Source organism: Antribacter gilvus (assembly GCF_003946865.1).
GTDB lineage: Bacteria > Actinomycetota > Actinomycetes > Actinomycetales > Cellulomonadaceae > Antribacter > Antribacter gilvus.
This window is the reverse complement of record NZ_QXTH01000006.1, coordinates 35,370-53,133: the sequence shown is the minus strand read 5'-3', so window position 1 is coordinate 53,133 and position 17,764 is coordinate 35,370. Positions and strand designations below refer to the sequence as shown.

20 protein-coding genes are annotated in these 17,764 nt (G+C 68.8%); 7 read left to right on the top strand and 13 right to left on the bottom strand.

Annotation, left to right across the window (positions count from 1 at the left end; translation table 11 throughout):
• Positions 1–94 precede the first annotated feature (94 nt).
• Positions 95–295 carry a heavy-metal-associated domain-containing protein gene (locus D1350_RS11585; protein ID WP_125776170.1) on the top strand — a complete coding sequence of 67 codons (201 nt, stop codon included), beginning with the start codon at positions 95–97 and terminating at the stop codon, positions 293–295.
• Between the two features lie 75 nt (positions 296–370).
• Here D1350_RS11585 and D1350_RS11580 read toward each other — a convergent pair whose 3' ends face one another.
• Positions 371–1,726, bottom strand: a complete 1,356-nt coding sequence (locus D1350_RS11580; RefSeq protein WP_125776169.1) for a copper resistance CopC/CopD family protein — start codon at positions 1,724–1,726, stop codon at positions 371–373.
• A gap of 931 nt (positions 1,727–2,657) precedes the next feature.
• On the opposite strand from D1350_RS11580, the gene D1350_RS23720 reads away from it, so the two are divergent.
• Entirely contained in the window at positions 2,658–2,819 is a 162-nt protein-coding gene (locus D1350_RS23720; protein WP_164545139.1) for a hypothetical protein, read from the top strand.
• A 98-nt stretch (positions 2,820–2,917) separates the two neighbouring features.
• The gene (locus tag D1350_RS11575) at positions 2,918–3,463 is read left to right on the top strand and encodes a DUF305 domain-containing protein (RefSeq protein WP_125776168.1); all 546 of its coding nucleotides are present in this window, start codon (positions 2,918–2,920) and stop codon (positions 3,461–3,463) included.
• 52 nt (positions 3,464–3,515) lie between these two features.
• On the opposite strand, the gene D1350_RS11570 is transcribed toward D1350_RS11575, so the two are convergent.
• Positions 3,516–5,681, bottom strand: coding sequence for a heavy metal translocating P-type ATPase (locus tag D1350_RS11570; RefSeq protein ID WP_125776167.1), 2,166 nt, complete (start codon positions 5,679–5,681; stop codon positions 3,516–3,518).
• A gap of 317 nt (positions 5,682–5,998) precedes the next feature.
• Between D1350_RS11570 and D1350_RS11565 the strand changes: the two genes are divergently transcribed.
• Positions 5,999–6,919 (top strand): F510_1955 family glycosylhydrolase, encoded by a 921-nt coding sequence (locus tag D1350_RS11565; RefSeq protein ID WP_125776166.1) that lies wholly within the window; start codon positions 5,999–6,001, stop codon positions 6,917–6,919.
• A gap of 66 nt (positions 6,920–6,985) precedes the next feature.
• Here D1350_RS11565 and D1350_RS24455 read toward each other — a convergent pair whose 3' ends face one another.
• The 7 genes from D1350_RS24455 to D1350_RS11530 all read right to left on the bottom strand — a co-directional run bounded on the left by D1350_RS24455 (position 6,986) and on the right by D1350_RS11530 (position 11,025).
• Positions 6,986–7,417 carry a C40 family peptidase gene (locus D1350_RS24455; RefSeq protein WP_276313729.1) on the bottom strand — a complete coding sequence of 144 codons (432 nt, stop codon included), beginning with the start codon at positions 7,415–7,417 and terminating at the stop codon, positions 6,986–6,988.
• A 323-nt stretch (positions 7,418–7,740) separates the two neighbouring features.
• Complete coding sequence (locus D1350_RS11555) at positions 7,741–8,316, bottom strand: DUF305 domain-containing protein (protein WP_206074513.1); 576 nt, start codon at positions 8,314–8,316, stop codon at positions 7,741–7,743.
• 101 nt (positions 8,317–8,417) lie between these two features.
• A complete protein-coding gene (locus D1350_RS11550; protein WP_125776164.1) occupies positions 8,418–8,837 on the bottom strand; it encodes a hypothetical protein in 420 nt (139 codons plus the stop codon).
• Positions 8,838–9,120: 283 nt separating this feature from the next.
• Positions 9,121–9,453: a hypothetical protein gene (locus D1350_RS11545; RefSeq protein ID WP_125776163.1), complete on the bottom strand. Its 333-nt coding sequence runs from the start codon at positions 9,451–9,453 to the stop codon at positions 9,121–9,123.
• On the bottom strand, positions 9,450–10,313 hold the full coding sequence (locus tag D1350_RS11540) for an HAD family hydrolase (RefSeq protein ID WP_125776162.1): 864 nt from the start codon (positions 10,311–10,313) through the stop codon (positions 9,450–9,452). Before D1350_RS11540 ends, D1350_RS11545 begins: the two co-directional genes overlap by 4 nt.
• The gene (locus D1350_RS11535; protein WP_125776161.1) at positions 10,310–10,642 is read right to left on the bottom strand and encodes a hypothetical protein; all 333 of its coding nucleotides are present in this window, start codon (positions 10,640–10,642) and stop codon (positions 10,310–10,312) included. The genes D1350_RS11540 and D1350_RS11535 overlap by 4 nt, the downstream gene beginning before the upstream one ends.
• 74 nt (positions 10,643–10,716) lie before the next feature.
• Positions 10,717–11,025 carry a hypothetical protein gene (locus D1350_RS11530; RefSeq protein ID WP_125776160.1) on the bottom strand — a complete coding sequence of 103 codons (309 nt, stop codon included), beginning with the start codon at positions 11,023–11,025 and terminating at the stop codon, positions 10,717–10,719.
• Between the two features lie 201 nt (positions 11,026–11,226).
• Here D1350_RS11530 and D1350_RS11525 point away from each other — a divergent pair, with 201 nt between their 5' ends.
• The gene (locus D1350_RS11525) at positions 11,227–12,573 is read left to right on the top strand and encodes an NsdA family TPR-like regulatory protein (protein WP_125776159.1); all 1,347 of its coding nucleotides are present in this window, start codon (positions 11,227–11,229) and stop codon (positions 12,571–12,573) included.
• Between the two features lie 163 nt (positions 12,574–12,736).
• On the opposite strand, the gene D1350_RS11520 is transcribed toward D1350_RS11525, so the two are convergent.
• The 3 genes from D1350_RS11520 to D1350_RS11510 form a co-directional block, all read right to left on the bottom strand.
• Positions 12,737–13,480, bottom strand: a complete 744-nt coding sequence (locus tag D1350_RS11520; protein ID WP_125776158.1) for a DsbA family protein — start codon at positions 13,478–13,480, stop codon at positions 12,737–12,739.
• A 91-nt stretch (positions 13,481–13,571) separates the two neighbouring features.
• Positions 13,572–14,285, bottom strand: coding sequence for a cation efflux transmembrane domain-containing protein (locus tag D1350_RS11515; RefSeq protein ID WP_125776157.1), 714 nt, complete (start codon positions 14,283–14,285; stop codon positions 13,572–13,574).
• Positions 14,282–14,626, bottom strand: a complete 345-nt coding sequence (locus tag D1350_RS11510; protein ID WP_240644043.1) for an ArsR/SmtB family transcription factor — start codon at positions 14,624–14,626, stop codon at positions 14,282–14,284. The genes D1350_RS11515 and D1350_RS11510 overlap by 4 nt, the downstream gene beginning before the upstream one ends.
• A 133-nt stretch (positions 14,627–14,759) precedes the next feature.
• Between D1350_RS11510 and D1350_RS11505 the strand changes: the two genes are divergently transcribed.
• Positions 14,760–15,737 carry a flavin-containing monooxygenase gene (locus D1350_RS11505; RefSeq protein WP_206074512.1) on the top strand — a complete coding sequence of 326 codons (978 nt, stop codon included), beginning with the start codon at positions 14,760–14,762 and terminating at the stop codon, positions 15,735–15,737.
• Between the two features lie 646 nt (positions 15,738–16,383).
• Here D1350_RS11505 and D1350_RS11500 read toward each other — a convergent pair.
• The gene (locus D1350_RS11500; RefSeq protein ID WP_125776156.1) at positions 16,384–16,722 is read right to left on the bottom strand and encodes an HAD family hydrolase; all 339 of its coding nucleotides are present in this window, start codon (positions 16,720–16,722) and stop codon (positions 16,384–16,386) included.
• A gap of 363 nt (positions 16,723–17,085) precedes the next feature.
• Here D1350_RS11500 and D1350_RS11495 point away from each other — a divergent pair, with 363 nt between their 5' ends.
• Positions 17,086–17,688 (top strand): hypothetical protein, encoded by a 603-nt coding sequence (locus D1350_RS11495; RefSeq protein ID WP_125776155.1) that lies wholly within the window; start codon positions 17,086–17,088, stop codon positions 17,686–17,688.
• Positions 17,689–17,764 lie beyond the last annotated feature (76 nt).

Genomic DNA, 17,764 nt, shown 5'->3' with positions numbered 1-17,764 from the left:
GCGCGCCCGCGGCGCAGCTGAACCACCGTCCGGCACCACGGGCGTTCACGAGGCAGTCGCCGACCAGGCGCCGCCGCATACGAGAGGACACAATATGAGCACCACGACGTACTCGGTCCAGGGAATGACGTGTGGCGGCTGTGCCGCCAAGGTCACCGGCGTCGTCAAGCAGGTCGACGGAGTCGAGGACACGTCGGTCGACCTCGCGGCCGGCACCGTCACGGTGGTTGGCCCCGGCGCCGACCACGACGCGGTCCGTGCGGCCATCACCCAGCTCGGCTACCAGGTCGCCTGAGCCGCCGAGCGAGCCCCGCCGCCGTCGGCGAAGTCGTGACTCGCCGACGGCGGCCGTACGGGCCCGCGACCACCGTCATGCAGTGGTCGCCGCACCCACGAGCCAACCAGTGATCAGCACGACAGCCACCATGAGTACGGTTTCGGGTGCAGCAGTGCGGTGCAGAGCCTCCCCGGAAGGGCGTCCGTGCCGGCGTCCGTTGGTCGCGCTCAAGAGCGGCACCGTGTGGAAGTGGTTGTAGGTGCCGATGAGGCCGACCGCAGCCACGACCGCGACCTTGGCGAGCAGAGCAAGTCCCCAGTCTGTCTCCCACAGCTGGGGCACACGGTCGAGGATTGTCGCCGTGAGAAGGACGCCGGCTACGCCGACGACCGCAAGGGAGGCTCCGGCGATCACCGAGAACCTGGCAGCTATCAGCCCGACGTCGAGGTGTCGACCTTCCTGCTGTCGGCGGCGGAGGATCACGGTGAGCATGACCACGCCTCCGAGCCAGGTCGCCGCACCCGCCAGGTGGGCGACGTCGGCGGTCAGAACGAGCCAGCGTGGATCTGCGGTGTTGCTATGACCGTCGAGGACGATGCCTGCGGCGGCCAGGACGACGCCGACCATGGCGACGGCCGAGGTGCGCAGGCTGCGGCGAGCTCCGGCCAGGACGGCGAAGGCTCCGGCCGCTTGCAGCCCGATCACCCAACCTGTCGAGCCCGTGAGCGAGTCGGCGACGGCGGACGGCGAGAGGGCGGCCGTGGTGTCACCGTGGGTGAGCGTCATCGCCCGAGAGGCGACACGCAGGATCAGCCCGACCAGGATCACCGCACCGGTCCAGCGCACGGTGGAGAGCGCGACGGGGATGTCCTCCGCGTCGCGTCCGCGCAGAACGAGACCGGCGAACGCTAGGCCGCCTGCTGCGACGAGCCACCCCCAGAGCGTCGCCGCGTTCCCGGACCTCCCTACCGCATCGATGAAGGGGGGCACGGGGTGATCCTGCATCGACGCCATGGTGTGTCCCGAGTGCGACGTCGAAGGGCTGTCGTTGGAGCCGCCCGCCGTGGCTGTCGGTTCGCCGACGGCGAAAGCCAGGCGCCCTTCGATCGTGTGACCGTCCTGCGCCGCGACGGACCAGACCACGGTGTAGCTGCCGTCAGCCAATGGCGTGCCCGGCGTAGCGACGACGAGGACGCCGTCCTGGGCTTGGGTGACTTCGGTCTCGATGGTGCCTTCGGGTCCGGCGATCTCGACCGCCTCGCCGATGGGGGTCACTGGGAGCGTGAAGGTCAGGGTCACGGTGGCGACAGGTCCCGTCGACGTGGACCCGTCCGCAGGATCGGACGAGGACAGCTTCGTATGGGCAAAAGCAGGCGTGGCGCAGCAGATCGTCAGAGCGGTCGCCACGAGCAGAGTGCGGACGAGTCTCAGCGCGAGGGTACTTGGCATGGCCGAGCGGCCTTCCGTCTCGTAGTGATGAACACACAGCGGCACCCCCGCGGGACGGCGAACCAGGCGCTGTCGGGGTGGTCCGCGGCGTCACTACGTGCGGCTGATCCCCAGGGCGTCCAACGACGGTTCACACCGCGCCCTTGTTGACGTCCCCACCGGACAACAGACCTGGACGAGCCGGGGCAGGACCTGGCCAGGGGCACCGCCGGGCGGGCGGGCCGGGGACAAGGGGCCAGCCGTCAGCGCCATCAGGCACATCACCGTCGACCCGTGGCACTCGCAAGCCAGACTGCAATGCCCTGACCCGTCCCCGCGGAGATGCGAGAGCGGTTCGATCACCGGTCCCGGCGGGGCCTGAACGCGTTCTGGCAGATCGACGGCTCATGGCGAAGCGGACGAAACCGATGCGTGCCCGGCCATGGCGTGCATGGAGACCGCACCTGCGACCACGACGGCGACGATGAGCGCGCGGATGATTCCTCGCCGCGGTGCGGGGAGGAATGATCGAAGCGCGGTCAGTGTCGGCATGTCGTGGGCAGCGTAGCCGTTGCACTGTCACTAGGCCAGGTACGGCCGGGTGGTGCCGAGAACCCGCTAGTATCACCGGCGACGACAGATGGAAAAGGGCGAGCGGGTGACATCGAGGCGGGCGCACAGCCACGGAACCTGGCCTATGGCCGGCACGGTGCAATCGCACCGTGCCGCTCTCGTGGCACTGGTTGCGTGCCTGGTCCTCGGTGTGATCGTCATGCATGCGATGAACGGTTCGTCGCACCACAGCGCACCGGCTCCGGCGCATCCTGCACCTGTCGCCTCCACCATCCAGCCCCTGGTGCTCCCGCCGGAGACGGCAGAGGCCCACCCGGTCCCCAGCCAAGGGTGCGACGACGGCTGTAGCGCGGACTCCCTGCTGACGGCGATGTGCCTGATGATTCTCGTCACGGTCGTCCGGGGGGCGTGCCTGCACCGCCGACCGCTTCCGTGGGGCGTCCCCACCCTCGCCGGGGGCACGCTCGTGCCGCCGGTCTCTCCTCGGCTCGCGCTCGTCGCAGGGCCGTCCCTGATCGCCCTCGGGATCAGCCGGACGTAGGAGTCCGCCGCCTGCCGGTGCCCCTCTGACGCATCGGCAGTTGCAGCGCGCCCACCGACTGGGCGGTGACCTACGACGTACTACCGAGAGGCAATTCCATGAAGCGCATTTTCGCGTCCCTCATCTCGTTCACAACCGTGCTGGGGCTGGCCGCCTGCGGCGCGTCCGCAAACACGGGCGGGTCCGGCGAGTTCAACGACGCAGACGTGATGTTCGCTCAGATGATGATCCCCCACCACGAGCAGGCGATCGAGATGTCGGACCTGGTCGGGAGCAAGTCAGGGCTGGACCCGGAGATTGCGGCCCTGGCCGAGCAGGTCAAGGCCGCGCAGGCACCGGAGATCGACAAGCTCAACGCCTGGCTCGAGGAGTGGGGCGCCGCCGCTGGGGACATGGACGGCATGGACCATGGCATGGACGGCATGATGAGCGAGGACGACCTGAAGGCCCTTGCCGACGCCGACGGCACCACGGCAGGCGACCTGTTCCTCGAGCAGATGATCGACCACCACGAGGGCGCGGTGGACATGGCCGAGACGGAGGTCGCCGACGGTGCCAACGCCGAGGCGATCGCCATGGCGGAGTCGATCATCGAGAGCCAGACGGCCGAGATCGAGAAGATGCAAAGCCTCCTGACCAAGTGACCTGCGTGGACGGTCCCGGCCGCCTCAGGCGGCCGGGACCGTCCACGAATGCCTAGGCCTGCCCTCTCCAGTGTCCCGGCCGCAGGTCGAGCCGCCGCAAGAGCTGGGCATTCAGGGCGACCACGACAGTGGAGAGTGACATCAGGACCGCGCCGACGGACATGGGCATCACGAACCCGATCGGCGCCAGGACCCCCGCAGCGAGTGGCACCGAGATGAGGTTGTACCCGGCCGCCCACCAGAGGTTCTGCTTCATCTTGCGATAGCTGGCGCGCGACAGCTCGATGACCGACAGGACGGATCGAGGGTCGTCGCTGGCAAGGATGACTCCGGCTGAGGCGATGGCTACATCGGTTCCGGCGCCGATCGCGATGCCGACGTCCGCCTGTGCCAGCGCCGGAGCGTCATTGACGCCGTCGCCCACCATGGCGACCTTCCGGCCCTCGTGCTGGAGTTGCAGCACTTTGGCGGACTTGTCCTCGGGCCGCACACCCGCGAAGTAGCGGTCGACGCCGAGCTCGTCGGCGACGGCGCGTGCGACCGCCTCCGCGTCACCGGTGATCATGACGACGCCGATGCCAAGGTCATGGAGGGCGCGGACGGCGTCTCTGGACTCTGTGCGGACTTCGTCGGCCAGCTTGACGGCGCCGATCACGTCGCCGTCACGCAACACGTGCAGGATGATGGCTCCGTCCCGCCGCCACTCGTCCGCAACGGGGAGCTCCGTCCTGCCCGTCTGTTCCAGCAGGCGAGGACCGCCCACCCGGATCTGGTGGCCGTCCACCGTCGCGGTGACCCCGACTGCGGGTGACGAGGAGAAGTTGTCGGCGCTCGGGACGTTGACGCCACGTTCGTGGGCGGCGCGGACAATTGCCCGGGCAAGCGGATGCTCGCTGTCTGACTCGGCAGCGGCGGCAAGGGCGATCAGCGCGTCGTCGTCAAGGTCCCGCTCCCGGTGCGTGGCGATGACCACGGGCTCGCCCTTGGTCAGCGTGCCCGTCTTGTCGAAGAGCACGGTGTCCACCGTGCGCATGGTCTCGAGCGCAAGCCGGTCCTTCACAAGGACACCCCCACGTGCAGCCCGCTCGGTGGCGATCGACACGACGAGGGGGATCGCGAGCCCGAGAGCGTGCGGGCAAGCGATGACCAATACCGTGACGGTGCGGACGACGGCCGCGTCGGGCAACCCCACAAGGGCCCAGACGAGTGCCGTGACCGCCGCTGCGATCAACGCGAACCAGAACAGCCAGCCAGCCGCGACGTCCGCCAGGCGCTGCGCGCGGGAGGAGGAGCCCTGGGCTTCGGTCACCAGTCGCTGGATACCCGCAAGGGCTGTGTCGTCCCCGATTGCGGTCACCTCGATCCGCAGTCCGGAGTCGGTGGCGACGGTCCCGGCGGTGACCAGCTCCCCGGGGCCGCGGGACACGGTGCGCGACTCGCCGGTGACCATCGACTCGTCCATCTCGGCACGTCCGTCGACGACGCGACCGTCAGCGGGGACGCTTCCGCCGGGACGGACGACGACGACGTCGCCGACCCGGAGGTCGGCAGGCGCGATCTTGACGATCTGTCCAGCGTCGACCCGCTCCGCCTCGTCGGGCAGGAGCGCAGCGAGAGAATCCAGGGCTGAGGTGGTCTGGGCAAGGGACCGCATCTCGATCCAATGGCCGAGCAGCATGATGACGATCAGGAGTGCCAGCTCCCACCAGAAGTCGAGCTGGTGATCGAGCAGTCCGACGCTGGCACCGAGCGAGGCGAGGAACGCAACGGTGATAGCGAGCCCGATCAGGAGCATCATTCCTGGTCTGCGGGAACGAAACTCTCCGAGCGCGCCCTTGAGGAAGGGCCATCCACCCCAGAAGTACATGACCGTGCCAAGTAGGGGTGAGACTGCACCCAGCCACGGGCTGTCTGGCAGTTTGTAGCCCACGATCATCGCGAACATGCCGGAGAACGCGACCACGGGAACCGCGAAGGCGAGCATGATCCAGAACAGCCGCCGGAACTGCTCGACGTGCCCCCCGTGGTCGCCGTGGTCATGAGTGATGGAGGCCCTGTGGCCGCTGTGGCTCGCGTCGGTGTCGTGCCCATCAGGACGTGCATCTGAGGCCACGCCGTGCTGATGCCCGACATCATGCTCGTGCCCGTGTGGCTCGGTCGAGCTCGTGTGCCCGTTTGTCGCGGCGTGGTGTGCGTGGTGGTCGTGCGACTCGTTCATGATGTCGCTCCAGGGTCGACTCTCGATGCGTGTGCGCTGGCTTGGCGTGGTGTCCGCCGACCGGAGACCGGCGGGCACCACGCGGTGGTTGCCGCTACGCCGTACGGGCATACTTGACTCGGTCGGCGTCGAAAGCGGACCACGGGTGTCGCAGCCCAGCACTGGCTGACGTTCATGAGCCACTCCCTTGTATCATACCCCCCCGGGGTACCGGTTTGGCGGCTAATGTATACCCGTCCGGGGTATGCTAGTCAAGCGGTGACAGCTGGTGCGCCCATCACCGCGCCCATGCCGCCGATCGCCCGAGGAACTCGCCGATGAACATCACTGACAAGCGCTTTCGCCTTGCTGCCCTGACCGCAGGGCTGCTGCTGCTGGGGTCCTGCAGCGGATCGGGGGATGGAGGTCCAGCGGTCGATCGGCCGGTGGACGGCTTCAGCCACATCCACGCCCTGGCGTCCGACCCCGAAGGCGAGGCGGTGCTGGCGGCCACCCACGCAGGTGTCTGGCGCCTGCCGAAACCAGGCGTCCGGACGGACGACCGGGGCCCAAGCCTCGTAGGGGCTGGGCTCCAGGACACGATGGGCATGACGGCGTCCCCTGACGGCGGGCTCTACGCCTCCGGCCACCCCGCTCCCGGCGACCAGCCCGATCTGCCAGCGCCCAACCTCGGACTGCTGCGAAGCGACGACGGAGCCGAGACATGGCAGAGCGTCTCTCTACTCGGCCAGGTCGACTTCCATACGTTGGACGCCGCCCCGCTCGGTGAGGGCGTGCGGATCGTCGGCCTCGACTCAGGGACCTCGACAGTGCTGGTCAGCGACGACCAGGGGGCGACCTGGTCTGCTGGCGCGACGCTCGGTGCCATCGACCTGCTCATGAACAGGCAGGAGCCTGACATCATCCTGGCAACCACACAGGACGGCCTCCACGTCAGCGACGACGCGGGTTCTACGTTCGCGCCGGTCATTGGCGCGCCCTCTTTGCTGTTCGTCGACCCTGGTCCCGGCGGCACGCTCGTCGGGATCGACGCCTCCGGACTGGTGTGGACCGGATCGGAGGTCTTCGACAGCTGGAAGCGCCACGGCATGGCGCCCGGCAAGCCGCAAGCGATGGCCTATCTCGCCGACGACGCCGATGGATCGGCCGGCTGGCTCCTGGTGGCCGGCGAAGCTGGAGTGAGTGCGACCAGCGACCTTGGTGCCACGTGGGAGGACGTGGCCACGACAAGCCACTGACGATCGATCTGGCGGCAGGGCCTGACGTACGGGCCGGGGCCGCGGGACGACCCCGACCCGTAAGCGTCAGCCGACTCGGATGAACGTCGGGCTGGACTGCCAGATCCGGCTGTACCGCACGGTGGACCCCGGTACCGGTGCCTCGATCTGCATTCCGTCACCGACGTAGATCGCGATATGCCCTGGGCTCCAGATGAGATCTCCAGGCTGGGCTGCAGAGCGGGAGACGACAGTACCGGCGTAGCGCTGCTGCGACGACGTGCGTGGCAGGTCGATCCCCACCTGCCCGTAGACGTAGGACGTGAAACCGGAGCAGTCGAACCCCGCAGGTGTGGACCCTCCCCACAGGTAGGGCACCCCCAGGTAGCGGTACGCGATGGACACCACGGACGATGCTGAGGTGAACGCCGGAGCATCACGCACGGTGGTCCGGGAAGCGGTGGAGCTTCGTTGCACCACGGGCGCGGGCTCCGGCTCTGGTGCAGGAGTGACTGCCACAGCAGCCTGCTCCACGACCAGCTGGGCATCGGGCGCGACAGTGACAACGGGCGCAGCACGAAGGGACTCGCGGGCTGCGCTGGCCAGAGCGTTGAGGTCGACGGTCGACAACCGCTGGGCCCCGACTTCGGCCGAGGTCTCGGCTCCAGCGGGGGAGGCCAGAGTCGACAGCAGCACCCCAGAGGCGGCCACCGCAACAGCCCCCCGCCGGGCGGACCCCTCCAGTCCCTGGGCTACCGTGCGGACAGCGACCATTGCGGCCGTGCCCGGACGGCGTGCCGCCCGGTGCCGGCCCCAGCCGAGGCTGGCGTTTGTCTGGAAGCTCACATCGCCTCCAGCAGTCGCTGCATCGTCAGGATGTCGCTAGCCCGGCTCTCGACGATCCAGCGAGCCAGGAACACTGCGTCAGTGTCGACTCCTTCGGTGCGCTCTGTCTTAGCCATCTCGATCGCACGGTTGTGATGGGCGATCATCTGGTCAAGAAAGAGACGTGACGCATCGACGCCGTCAGCCGCCACCAGGGCGGCGCTCGCCGCGCCCTCCTGCGTCGCGACTTCGGGTGAGGAAGCGCCCCACTCGATCAGCCAGTCGGTGAGCTGGGTGGCTTCCGGTTCGTGGACTGCCTTCACCTTGAGGGCGAAGTCGGTCACCTCTGCGGCGATGCCGTCCTTGGCCAAGATGACGTCGGTCATGGCGACGGCTTGTTCGTGATGAGCAAGCATCTGTTGCGCGAACGTGACGTCGGCGCTGGAGAACTCGACGGTGTCGGAAGTGTCAGCCGAGATCGGCGAGCTTGCCGATGAGGGCTGCGCCTCACCCGTAGTGGGTATCTCCGCGCATGCGGTCAATACCAGTGCTGCGATCGGTATCAGAGCAGCGGCAATCGCTACTTTGGACATGGGAATTGCCTTTCAGTCGGTGGGACGTCATCCGTCCACAGGCTCGTCGGGGACGTGCCTGCAAGAGCGCCGATGCCGATGGCACCAGCAGCGGGGGACGTCTATGTCCGACTGATTCCCAAAGCGTCCAGGGAGGGGCGCGCGCCCGCGGCGGGTAGTGCCGGCAAGGGGGTAGCCGTAAGCCAGCTGGCGAGCCAGGGCACACGGACAGCAGCTCCGGGCAGGGAGAAGATGAGCAGCATCGTCAGAACGATCATGCACATCGCGCCCGTGACGTCGTGTCCGTCAGCGTGGCAGCCGTCACATGGCGGGTGCGGCGCCTCGGTCATGCCCCCCAACGACTCGGCGCCGATCGCCTCGTGCGCGACAACCTCAAGCACGGCGATCGGACCGGCATGTGCCATGGGTGATCCACTCATCGCGTGCATCAGAACGACGCCCAGGGCCAGCGCCAGCACGCCGAGCGCTACGGCGAGTCCCCGCCGTGGCGCGCGGACAAATGCGTGCAGCGCGCGAACCATGGCTGGGAGACTACCTCACGAGTCACAGAGCTCTGGAGGGCCGACGTCGCCGTGGTGGATACAGGTCTCCTGGCCCTGCGGCAACAGTGCACGAGCCGATGGAGTCATCCGTACGGTCGATGGTGCAACCGGCGTCCGCGCCGACACCGTAGTGGCACCTCCCCAACACCGGCTGGAGGAACCATGAAGACCACGGAGATGCTCGAGACGTACCCCAACGGTGCCGTTGCCAGATGCTCGTGATCCAAGGGGCAGGCGCCCCGAGCGCAAGATCAGTGGGCCGTCACAACGGCCGGGCCACGTCGAGGAGGTAGAGGCCGCCGTGGTTCGCGTCGTAGCGCCACTTCGGGCGACCGTCGCCAGTCAGGGCGTAGGCGTATCCGGTGGTGACCAGGGCGCGTTCCAGGTCGAGCATCGTCGCTCCGATGGCGGCCGGGAGGTCGGTGTGGTGGGCGATCATCGCGTCGCCGTCGCCTGTCCAGACCTCGCACGACGCCAGCGCCGGACCCGTTCCGTCCAGCCGGACCCGCACTGAGACCGGGTGGAGACGTGGGTGCAGGCTCGCCGCGAGGTCGCGGACCTCGCGCAGCAGCTCGACCGGCGGCGCGGCGGTCATGAGCCCGCCCCGGCCAGGGCCCGCGCTTCCACATCGGGTCGCTGGGCAGGTTCAGTGAGCAGGTCGCGGAGCACCATCGCCGCGCCGTGCTCGGCCAGCGTGCCCGTGACCTGATCGGCGGCGTCCTGCACGACCATCGGGGCGTGCCCCATGGCGTAGGAGCGGGCGGCCCACTCCATCGCCTCCAGATCATTCACGCCGTCGCCCACGAAGACCGTGTGCTCGGGCGCGATCCCGACCCCGCTCCGGATCGCGTCCAGGGCAGAGGCCTTGGACAGCCCGGCCGGAGTCACGTCCAACCAGGACGGTGAGGCAGGGTTGACCGTGACGCCGAGGCTACGGACCGGCTCCATCAGCAGCGCGGTGGCGTTCAGGGCCGACAGGATCACCCGGGGCGCGGGCTCCGCGCACAGGTCGTCGTCGGAGACGATGATCTGGCGTCCGTTGACCTCGGCCCGCTCGAACAGCTCGCTCACGTGGTAGCCCCAGCCGACCTCCTCGACCGCGACCCGCACTCCCGGGCACAACCGCCGCGCGAGCGTCAGGACGGGTGCGACGTCGAGGGCCTGGCAGGACTCGACCCGGTACCCGCAGGGCCATGTCCGGTCCAGCCGGGCCGTCACGGCACCGTTGGACGCGACGACCCAGGACCCGTCCAGCCCCAGTGCCTCCGCGAGCGGGAGCACCCCGACGAGGGATCGTCCGGTGGCCAGCACGACGACGTGTCCGGCCGCTACGATCTCAGCGACCGCCCGGCGGGTGACGGCGGGGATTATGTTCGTCCCGTCCGGGCACAGGGTCCCGTCGATGTCCAGCGCGACCAGCAGGCGTCCGTCCGACAGGTTCTGGGTGGCGGTCATCGTGCGGTCTCCATGGTGTCTGCCGCCGCGTCGCTCGGCGCGGCCGTGGTGGCGGGTGGGATAGGGCGTGGCAGAGCGTCGATCAGCCGTGACCGCCGCTGCTCGTTCGGCTGCGTGTGGCCGATGACGACGCAGGTCGCACCATCGGGTTCCAGCTCCAGAGCAACCCGGCTTTGGACGGACGCGAGGCGGGCCTGCGCGGGGAGGATGACCAGGCGGGCGTTGTGAAACTTCGCGGTCTGGACGACCTGGCTGATCGTGAACGTGTCGAACCGGTCGGTCACGATTTGCGCGAGTGCCAGGCCTTCGGTGCGGGCGTAGTCGGTCACCGCGTCACGCTGGCCCTCCAGTGCGTCGCCCTCCGGAGCGCACACGTACCCGACGGCCACGGGGCTCGGCGCGCTCACTGCACTGCCCCGAGCGGTCGCCGGAGCACAGGTCGGACCTGCACTTCAAGCCCGTCACGCACTCCGGTCCACAGGGTGTGCCCGGGGACGAACATCCGGTGGTCCAGCGGGACGTCCAGACCGAGGGCGCGGGCGATGGCCTCGCCTTCGGCGAGCACGACCGGTTGGAGGCAGACTCGGTCGCGGGTCACGGTGATCAGCTCGACGCGGGTGGCGCCGATCTGGCGGACGATCTCGGCGGCGACCGCGACCGCCTGTTCCAGGAGAGCCGGCTCGTGCGGTCGTGTCGGGTCGGGAACGCTCATGACGCCTCCTGTCGCTGCTCGTCGGCCACGAAGGCCGAGCGAACTCGGTTGCGGGCCGCCGGGTGCGGGGTGTGCAAGATGGTCATTCGGGACTCCGTGGGCCTGTGGTCTACTGAGTCCAGACAACCCCGCCGGACCGTGGCATGGGCTCGCCGTGAGGGTGTCGAAGAGTGTCACTTCCGAACCGCAGGAAGGCCGGACATGCCGAACGAGAAGCTCGCGTCCTGGCTCGCCAGGACGGGGATGAGCCGTGGCGAGCTGGCGCGGCGTGTCAAGGCCAAGGCGACGGCGTGGAACGAACCGCACATCGCAACGAGCACCACACGTGTCCGGTTCTGGCTCGAGGGCCAGATGCCACGTCAGCCGTTGCCGGACATCATCGCGGCGGTGTTTTCCGACTGTGCTGGGTTCCGCGTCACGACGTACGACCTAGGATTCGGCGAGAGCAACAGCGCCGAGCATGGCCTGGTCTACAACGCGTCGTTCGCTGACGCGGTCGAGACGGTTTCAGACCTGGGGAGGGCAGACGTGGATCGTCGAACCTTCATCGCGGGCGTGCCGTTCGCGGTGCTCGCGGGCGTCGGCCCTTCACGCGACTGGCTCGTGAACGTCCTGGACCAGACCGTGGAGACCGGCCCACGTGTCCGGCTTGAGGACGTCACCGCGGTGCGCAACATGTTCGCGGAGTTCCAGCGGATGGACGTCCTGCAAGGCGGCGGGTCGGGCCGACTGGTCCTGGCGGAGTACATGACCATGCACGTCTACCCGCTGCTCCGGCGGGCCTACAGCGCTCAGGTCCGGCAGGCGCTGTGCGAAGCCGCCGCAGAGCAGACCTACCTGCTCGGCTGGATGGCCTACGACAACGGCGAGCACGGCGTCGCCCAGAGATACCTCATCCAGTCCCTACGCCTGGCAGAGGAGTCGGGCAACACCGCACTCGGATCGCACATCCTCGCCGGCATGGCGGACCAAGCCACCCTCCTGGGAGACCCCGACGAGGGACGCCGCCTCGCCCAGGCAGGACGCGTCGCACTGTCACGCGTCGAGGCCCCCGCGTGCCTGGCAGATCTCTGGTGCCTGGAAGGCCGCGCCCTTGCCCTCCTCGGAGACGCAAAGGGCGCCGCTCACGCCGTCGTCGAGTCGGAGAAGGCATACACCCGAGTACGGCCCGAGGCCGAACCCGAGTGGGCCACCTTCATCGACCCGGCCTACCTCCACGGCGAGCACGCCAACACGTTCCGAGACCTCGGCGACCCGACCGCCGCAGCCGAGCACGCCCGGAAGTCGATCGAGCACGCCAAGAGCCAGAACCGCGCCCGCCGCGGCGCGATGTCCTACGCCGCTCTCGCTGCCTCCCACGTCCAGCGCAACGACCTCGAAGCTGCGCACGCCGCCGGGATCCGGACCCTCAACCTCACCAAGCAGGTCAAGTCCTCCCGCGCGGTTGAAGCCGTCCACGACATCCAACGACGCATGCGCACCCTGGGCGCCCACCGGCTGGTCGCCGACTTCAACGAACGCGTGAGGGACCTGGTCGCCACTGAGTGACTGACGCACCATCCGGCAACTTATTCGCCGGCGTAGTCCCGCAAGGCCGACCTGGTCATCTGCGGGACATCCGGGGTGTGCTGCTGCTCGTGGTCCTCGTGGTCCTCGTGGTGAGCCGGGCCGTCGTGCTGGCGCCGCGGGGGGGAGGGGCGCCCCTCGGTGCTCACTCTTCCAGCGCGGCCTGGACGGCTTCGGCGAGGTGGGCCGGGCTGGTGACTTCCAGCCGTTCGCCGTCGAGGAAGAACGTGGGAGTGGTGGACACGCCGAGGGCTCGTCCTTCGTCGAAGTCGGCTTGGACGCGGGCGGTGGTGGCCGGGTCGGCGACGGCGGCGTCGTAGGCGTCCATGTCCAGTCCGAGGTCCTGGGCGAAGTCGCGGAACACGTGGGCCTTGGACTCCTGTGCCTCGCCCCACTCGGTCTGGGTCTGGTACATCCGCTGGTACATGGGCTTGAGCTGGCCCTGGGCGGCGGCGGCCTCGACGGCCACGGCGGCGTTGGTGGAGTTGGTGTGCCCGGGGAGCGGGAAGTAGCGCATGACGAGGGTGAGCTCGTCGGCGTGCTCCTCGCGAAGCTGTTCGACCGCGGGGAAGTAGGCGCGGCATGCTTCGCATTCCAGGTCCAGGAACTCGACCAGGACGGCCTTCTCGTCGGTCGCCTGGTTCAGGACATGGCTGTTCTCGCGCACGACCTGCGCGTCGGACGCCGGTGTGTCGGGTTCGGAAGACAGGATCGCCGAGACCAGCAGGCCGAGCAGGACCAGCACGCCGACGACCAGCGCGAGCTGGAGCAGGCGCCGAGCCGTGGGGCCCCGTCCAGCGGGACGCTTCGGAGTGGGGCCCTTGCTGGCAGGGCGCCGGGGTGCCGGGCCCTTGGCAGTCGGTCGAGGGGTCGGACGGCTGGCGGGCATGGAATTCCTCTACACGGTGCGAACGTCTCGGAGCAGGACAGGTCGGGCTCGGGAGTCCCACGGCAGTCTGGCACGCGCGGGACGGGAGTCGTCAGGCCGGCCGGTCGGGCGTGCAGCAGCCGTCGGCGCAGCCGCCCGCCGGGTCGGCGTCCGTGGAGACCAGGGCGCTGACGGGCGTGCAGCAGGCGTCGCCCTTCCATGCCTCGATGCCTTCCTTGACCGCGACGGCCGCGATGACGAGCGCGGCCAGCGGGTCGGCCCAGGTCCAGCCGAGGGTGGAGTTGAGCAGCAGCCCGACCAGGAGGACCGCGGACAGGTAGGTGCAGAGCATCGTCTGCTTGGAGTCCGCCACGGCTGACGCGGACCCGAGCTCGCGGCCGGTGCGTCGTTCGAACCAGGAAAGCAGTGGCATGACGACCAGGCTTACCGCCGCGAGCACGATCCCGACGGTGGAGTGGTCCGGCTCGGACCCCCCGAGCAGGGTGCGGGCGGCGTCGACCGTGACGAACAGCGCCAGGGCGAAGAACGAGAACGCGATCACCCGCAGGGCCACATGCTCACGCCGGTGCGGGTCGGGGGCGGCGAACTGCCAGGCCACCGCGGCGGCGGACAGGACCTCGACGATGGAGTCGAGGCCGAAGCCGACCAGGGCGGCCGATGAGGCGATGCGCCCGGCGGTGATGGCGACGACCGCCTCGACGACGTTGTAGGCGATCGTCGTCGCGACGATCCACCGCACGCGGCGCTGCAGCACGGCACGGCGGTCGGGGGCCGCAGGGCGCGGTCCGAGGGTGATGCTGGTCATGAGCAGGTGCACCCTTCCGGTGAGCAGCACGTGGGGTCGACGGTCACGACGAGGCGGAGCAGGTCGTCCAGCGCCGGGGACAGGTGCGGGTCGGCCAGCCGGTACCAGGTCCGTCGCCCGTCCGGGACGGCCTCGACCAGCCCGCAGCCGCGCAGGCACGCCAGCTGGTTGGACATCACCTGCCGGGAGACTCCCAGGGCGTCGGCGAGGTCGGACGGGAACGCGGGCGCCTCGCGCAGGGTCAGCATGATCCGCGCCCGGGTCTCGTCAGACAGCGCGTGCCCCAGCCGCGCCAGCGCCGCGGTGTGCGTCAGCGTCACCTTCTGACTCGTTGTCTCCACGCGAGGGACAGTACACGATTGCGTGTACTGTCCGTCGTCGTGGACGATATGGGGAAGCGGGACGTGGTGGTCGTCGGTGCGGGGCAGGCCGGGCTCGCCCTGGGCTACTACCTGACCCGCGCGGGGCCTGGACGTGCTGATCCTGGAGCGTGCCGACCGGGTCGGGACCAGCTGGGCACGCCGCTGGGACTCGTTGCGGCTGTTCACCCCGGCCCGCTACGACGCCCTGCCCGGCGCGGTGTTCCCCGGCCCGCCGTGGTCCTATCCGGGCAAGGACGACGTCGCCCGCTACCTCGCCGGCTACGCGGCCCGGTTCTCCCTGCCCGTGCTCACCGGTGCCGAGGCCGCCGCGCTGGACCGGAGCGGGGACGGTTTCGACATTCGGCTGACCGACGGGCGGGTGGTCGCCGCCCGTCAGGTCGTCGTGGCTACCGGAGCGTTCGGCACCCCGTGGATACCCACCTTCGCCGCAGGCTTGGACCCGCACGTGCTCCAGGTCCACACCGACGACTACCGCAACCCGGCACAGGTCCCGCCCGGTCCTGTCCTCGTGGTCGGCGGGGGCAACTCCGGCATCCAGATCGCGCTCGAGCTCGCCCTGACCGGCCGTGACGTGCACCTGTCCGGGGGCACGCGCCCGCGCGTGCTGCCGCAACGCCCAGCCGGTCGGGACCTGTTCTGGTGGCTGACCGTCAGCGGCGCCATCCACGCCCCGGCGGCCTCACTCGTCGGGCGGCGCCTCCGCGCGAACGAACCCGTCATCGGTACCGCCCGAGGCCGGCTGCGCCGCGCGGGAGTGACGTTCCGGCCCTGCACCACAGCCGCTCGGGCAAACACCCTCACGTTCGCAGACGGGACCGACGCGACACCCGCGTCCGTCGTCTGGGCCACCGGCTACCGCCACGACGACCGCTGGATCACTATCGCCGACGCGCTCGACACCGCCGGCGCGCTCATCGTGGACGACGCGGCCACCCCAGTACCCGGCCTGTACGCACTCGGTCGGCCCTGGCAGCGCAGCCGAGGCTCGGCACTCCTCGGCTACGTACGCCACGACGCACAGCGCCTGGCGGCCACGATCGCTGCCGAGGCGAGACGGGAACGCTGGTGACTGCGTTGTGTCGCTACCGGCTGTCCCGTCGAGACGGCCAGCGGCCGACAGCCAGATCCGGGTGGGTGCCATATGACCCGGAGAGGCCGAGATTGCGAACGAGTTCATGCCACGGATGTGCCACGGATTAGGGCTCGTGCCACGCGTATGCCACGCACAGAACGGACACGAACGGGCCCGGTTGCGCATCGTTGCGCACCGGTGCCAGACTCATCAGCGAGCCTCGCGAACCGCAGGATTCTAACGATCCTGCTGGTCGCAGGCTCGTCATCAGAACTTGAACCACACGGTCCGGAAGGAGCGCGCGGGACTCAGAACTCCCAGAGAAGGTCGGGGGTTCGAATCCCCCTAGCTCCACCCTTGGAAGGCCGTCGATCAGCGCATAAGCGCAGGTCGGCGGCTTTTCGGTTTCCAGGCGAAGCACCGTTCAGAAGGTCGGTGCACTGGAGATGACACGGTTCTTGACACGGTTGCATGGCCTCGGGTTGCCCACGGTTGCCCGATGCGTGTCACGCGACGGGTGGAGGAACGAGCTGTCCCGGCTTGGCCGTCACCTCGAAGTCGGTGGCAGTGAACGACGTCGGAGTGGTCATCTCCTGGAGGGCCCGCACCATGCGGCCTGGCGTGGTCGACCGGTCGGGACCGGTCAGGTCAAGACCGAGCGCAGCGAGCATCCGGGCGTCGCCGCGGGGGCGAGCGCGAGGGACAGCAGGACGGTCTCGGCGCCGCGCTCGGCGATGGTCCCGGTCACGTGGTCGGCGGCGGCCTGTACGACGGCGGGTGCGTGGCCCATCGCCACGGAGTAGGCCGCCCACCGGAGCATGTCGAGGTCGTTGGGGCCGTCCCCCACGGCGATCGTCCGGCCGGGCGGGATGAGGTGCCGAAGGCGGATCGCTTCCAGTGCTGTGGCTTTGGACAGGTTCGCCGGGGTGACGTCGAGCCAGTCGTGATCGGCGTGGGTCACCGTCACACCTAGCGTGCGCATGGGGTCGACAGCGGCGCGAACGTCGGGTGCTCGAAGAATGACGCGCGGTGTGGCTCGCGGGAGCGGTTCATCGGGGCTGAGCAGACGCTGAGCACCGTTGATGTGCCCGTCGGGGAAGAGCCGGCTGACGGTGTAGCCCCCGGCGAAGAAGAAAGCCCGAGCCTCGCGCGATGACGGCCGGTCATCTCCGAATCCGGAAGGGCGTCTTGGCTACACGAATACGCTGCCGTATCTTGACATGGTGAACCAGCGGATGGGAGCGGTGGGAAGTCGCGTGGAAGCGCTACAGGAGTTGGTGAGCATTCGATATGACCTGCTCGCGGGCCGACGATGGTGAGGACCGGGTCACGTCCGGAATTGGGGATGCGCGTCTTCCGCCCGAAGAGATCGCCCAAGATCTACGAGGTCGCGATCGTTCCGGGGGACGATCCTCGTGCCTGGGAGTGGTATCAGGCGATTCGTTCGGCTCCTGAGCGTGATCGGGAATCGGTGTGGACGCCTGTGCCGCTGATGGTTACTCACCCGATCAGTGGGCGCAGGGCCCTTAAGGCGCTGGTGCCATGGTCGTTCTCAGAGGTTTTGGTACTTCGGGACGAGGCGATCGGGTCTGTTGGGCGGCTCTTGGCGACCCATGGAGATCTGCTTCCCGTTGCGGGTGTGAATGCTAGCCTTTTGCTGTTTGTCGCGCCTATGGTAAGCGATGAAGTGCTCATCGAGGAGCGGTCGAAAACGACCAGAATGCATACATGGAGTGAGGAGGTACGGATCGAGTTCGGAACTTTCTGGGCCAGCGAGCTGGAGGGGAGGTCGGCATTTACTGTGCGGGTGGGTAGAAATCTTCAGTTGTTATTTCGTGAGGACCTGGTCGAAGAACTTATTGCGACTGGACATACTTCCGGAGTCGATTTCGAGCCGATGGGACTGGTTGTCGACATTGCTGACCTCGGTTCTTCGCATGGTGCGTAGCCCGGCCCATGCTTCTCACCGCCACCGCGGGAGGACCAAGTCGGTTGCGTGGGGATGTTGGCCCGGGCGCGGATCG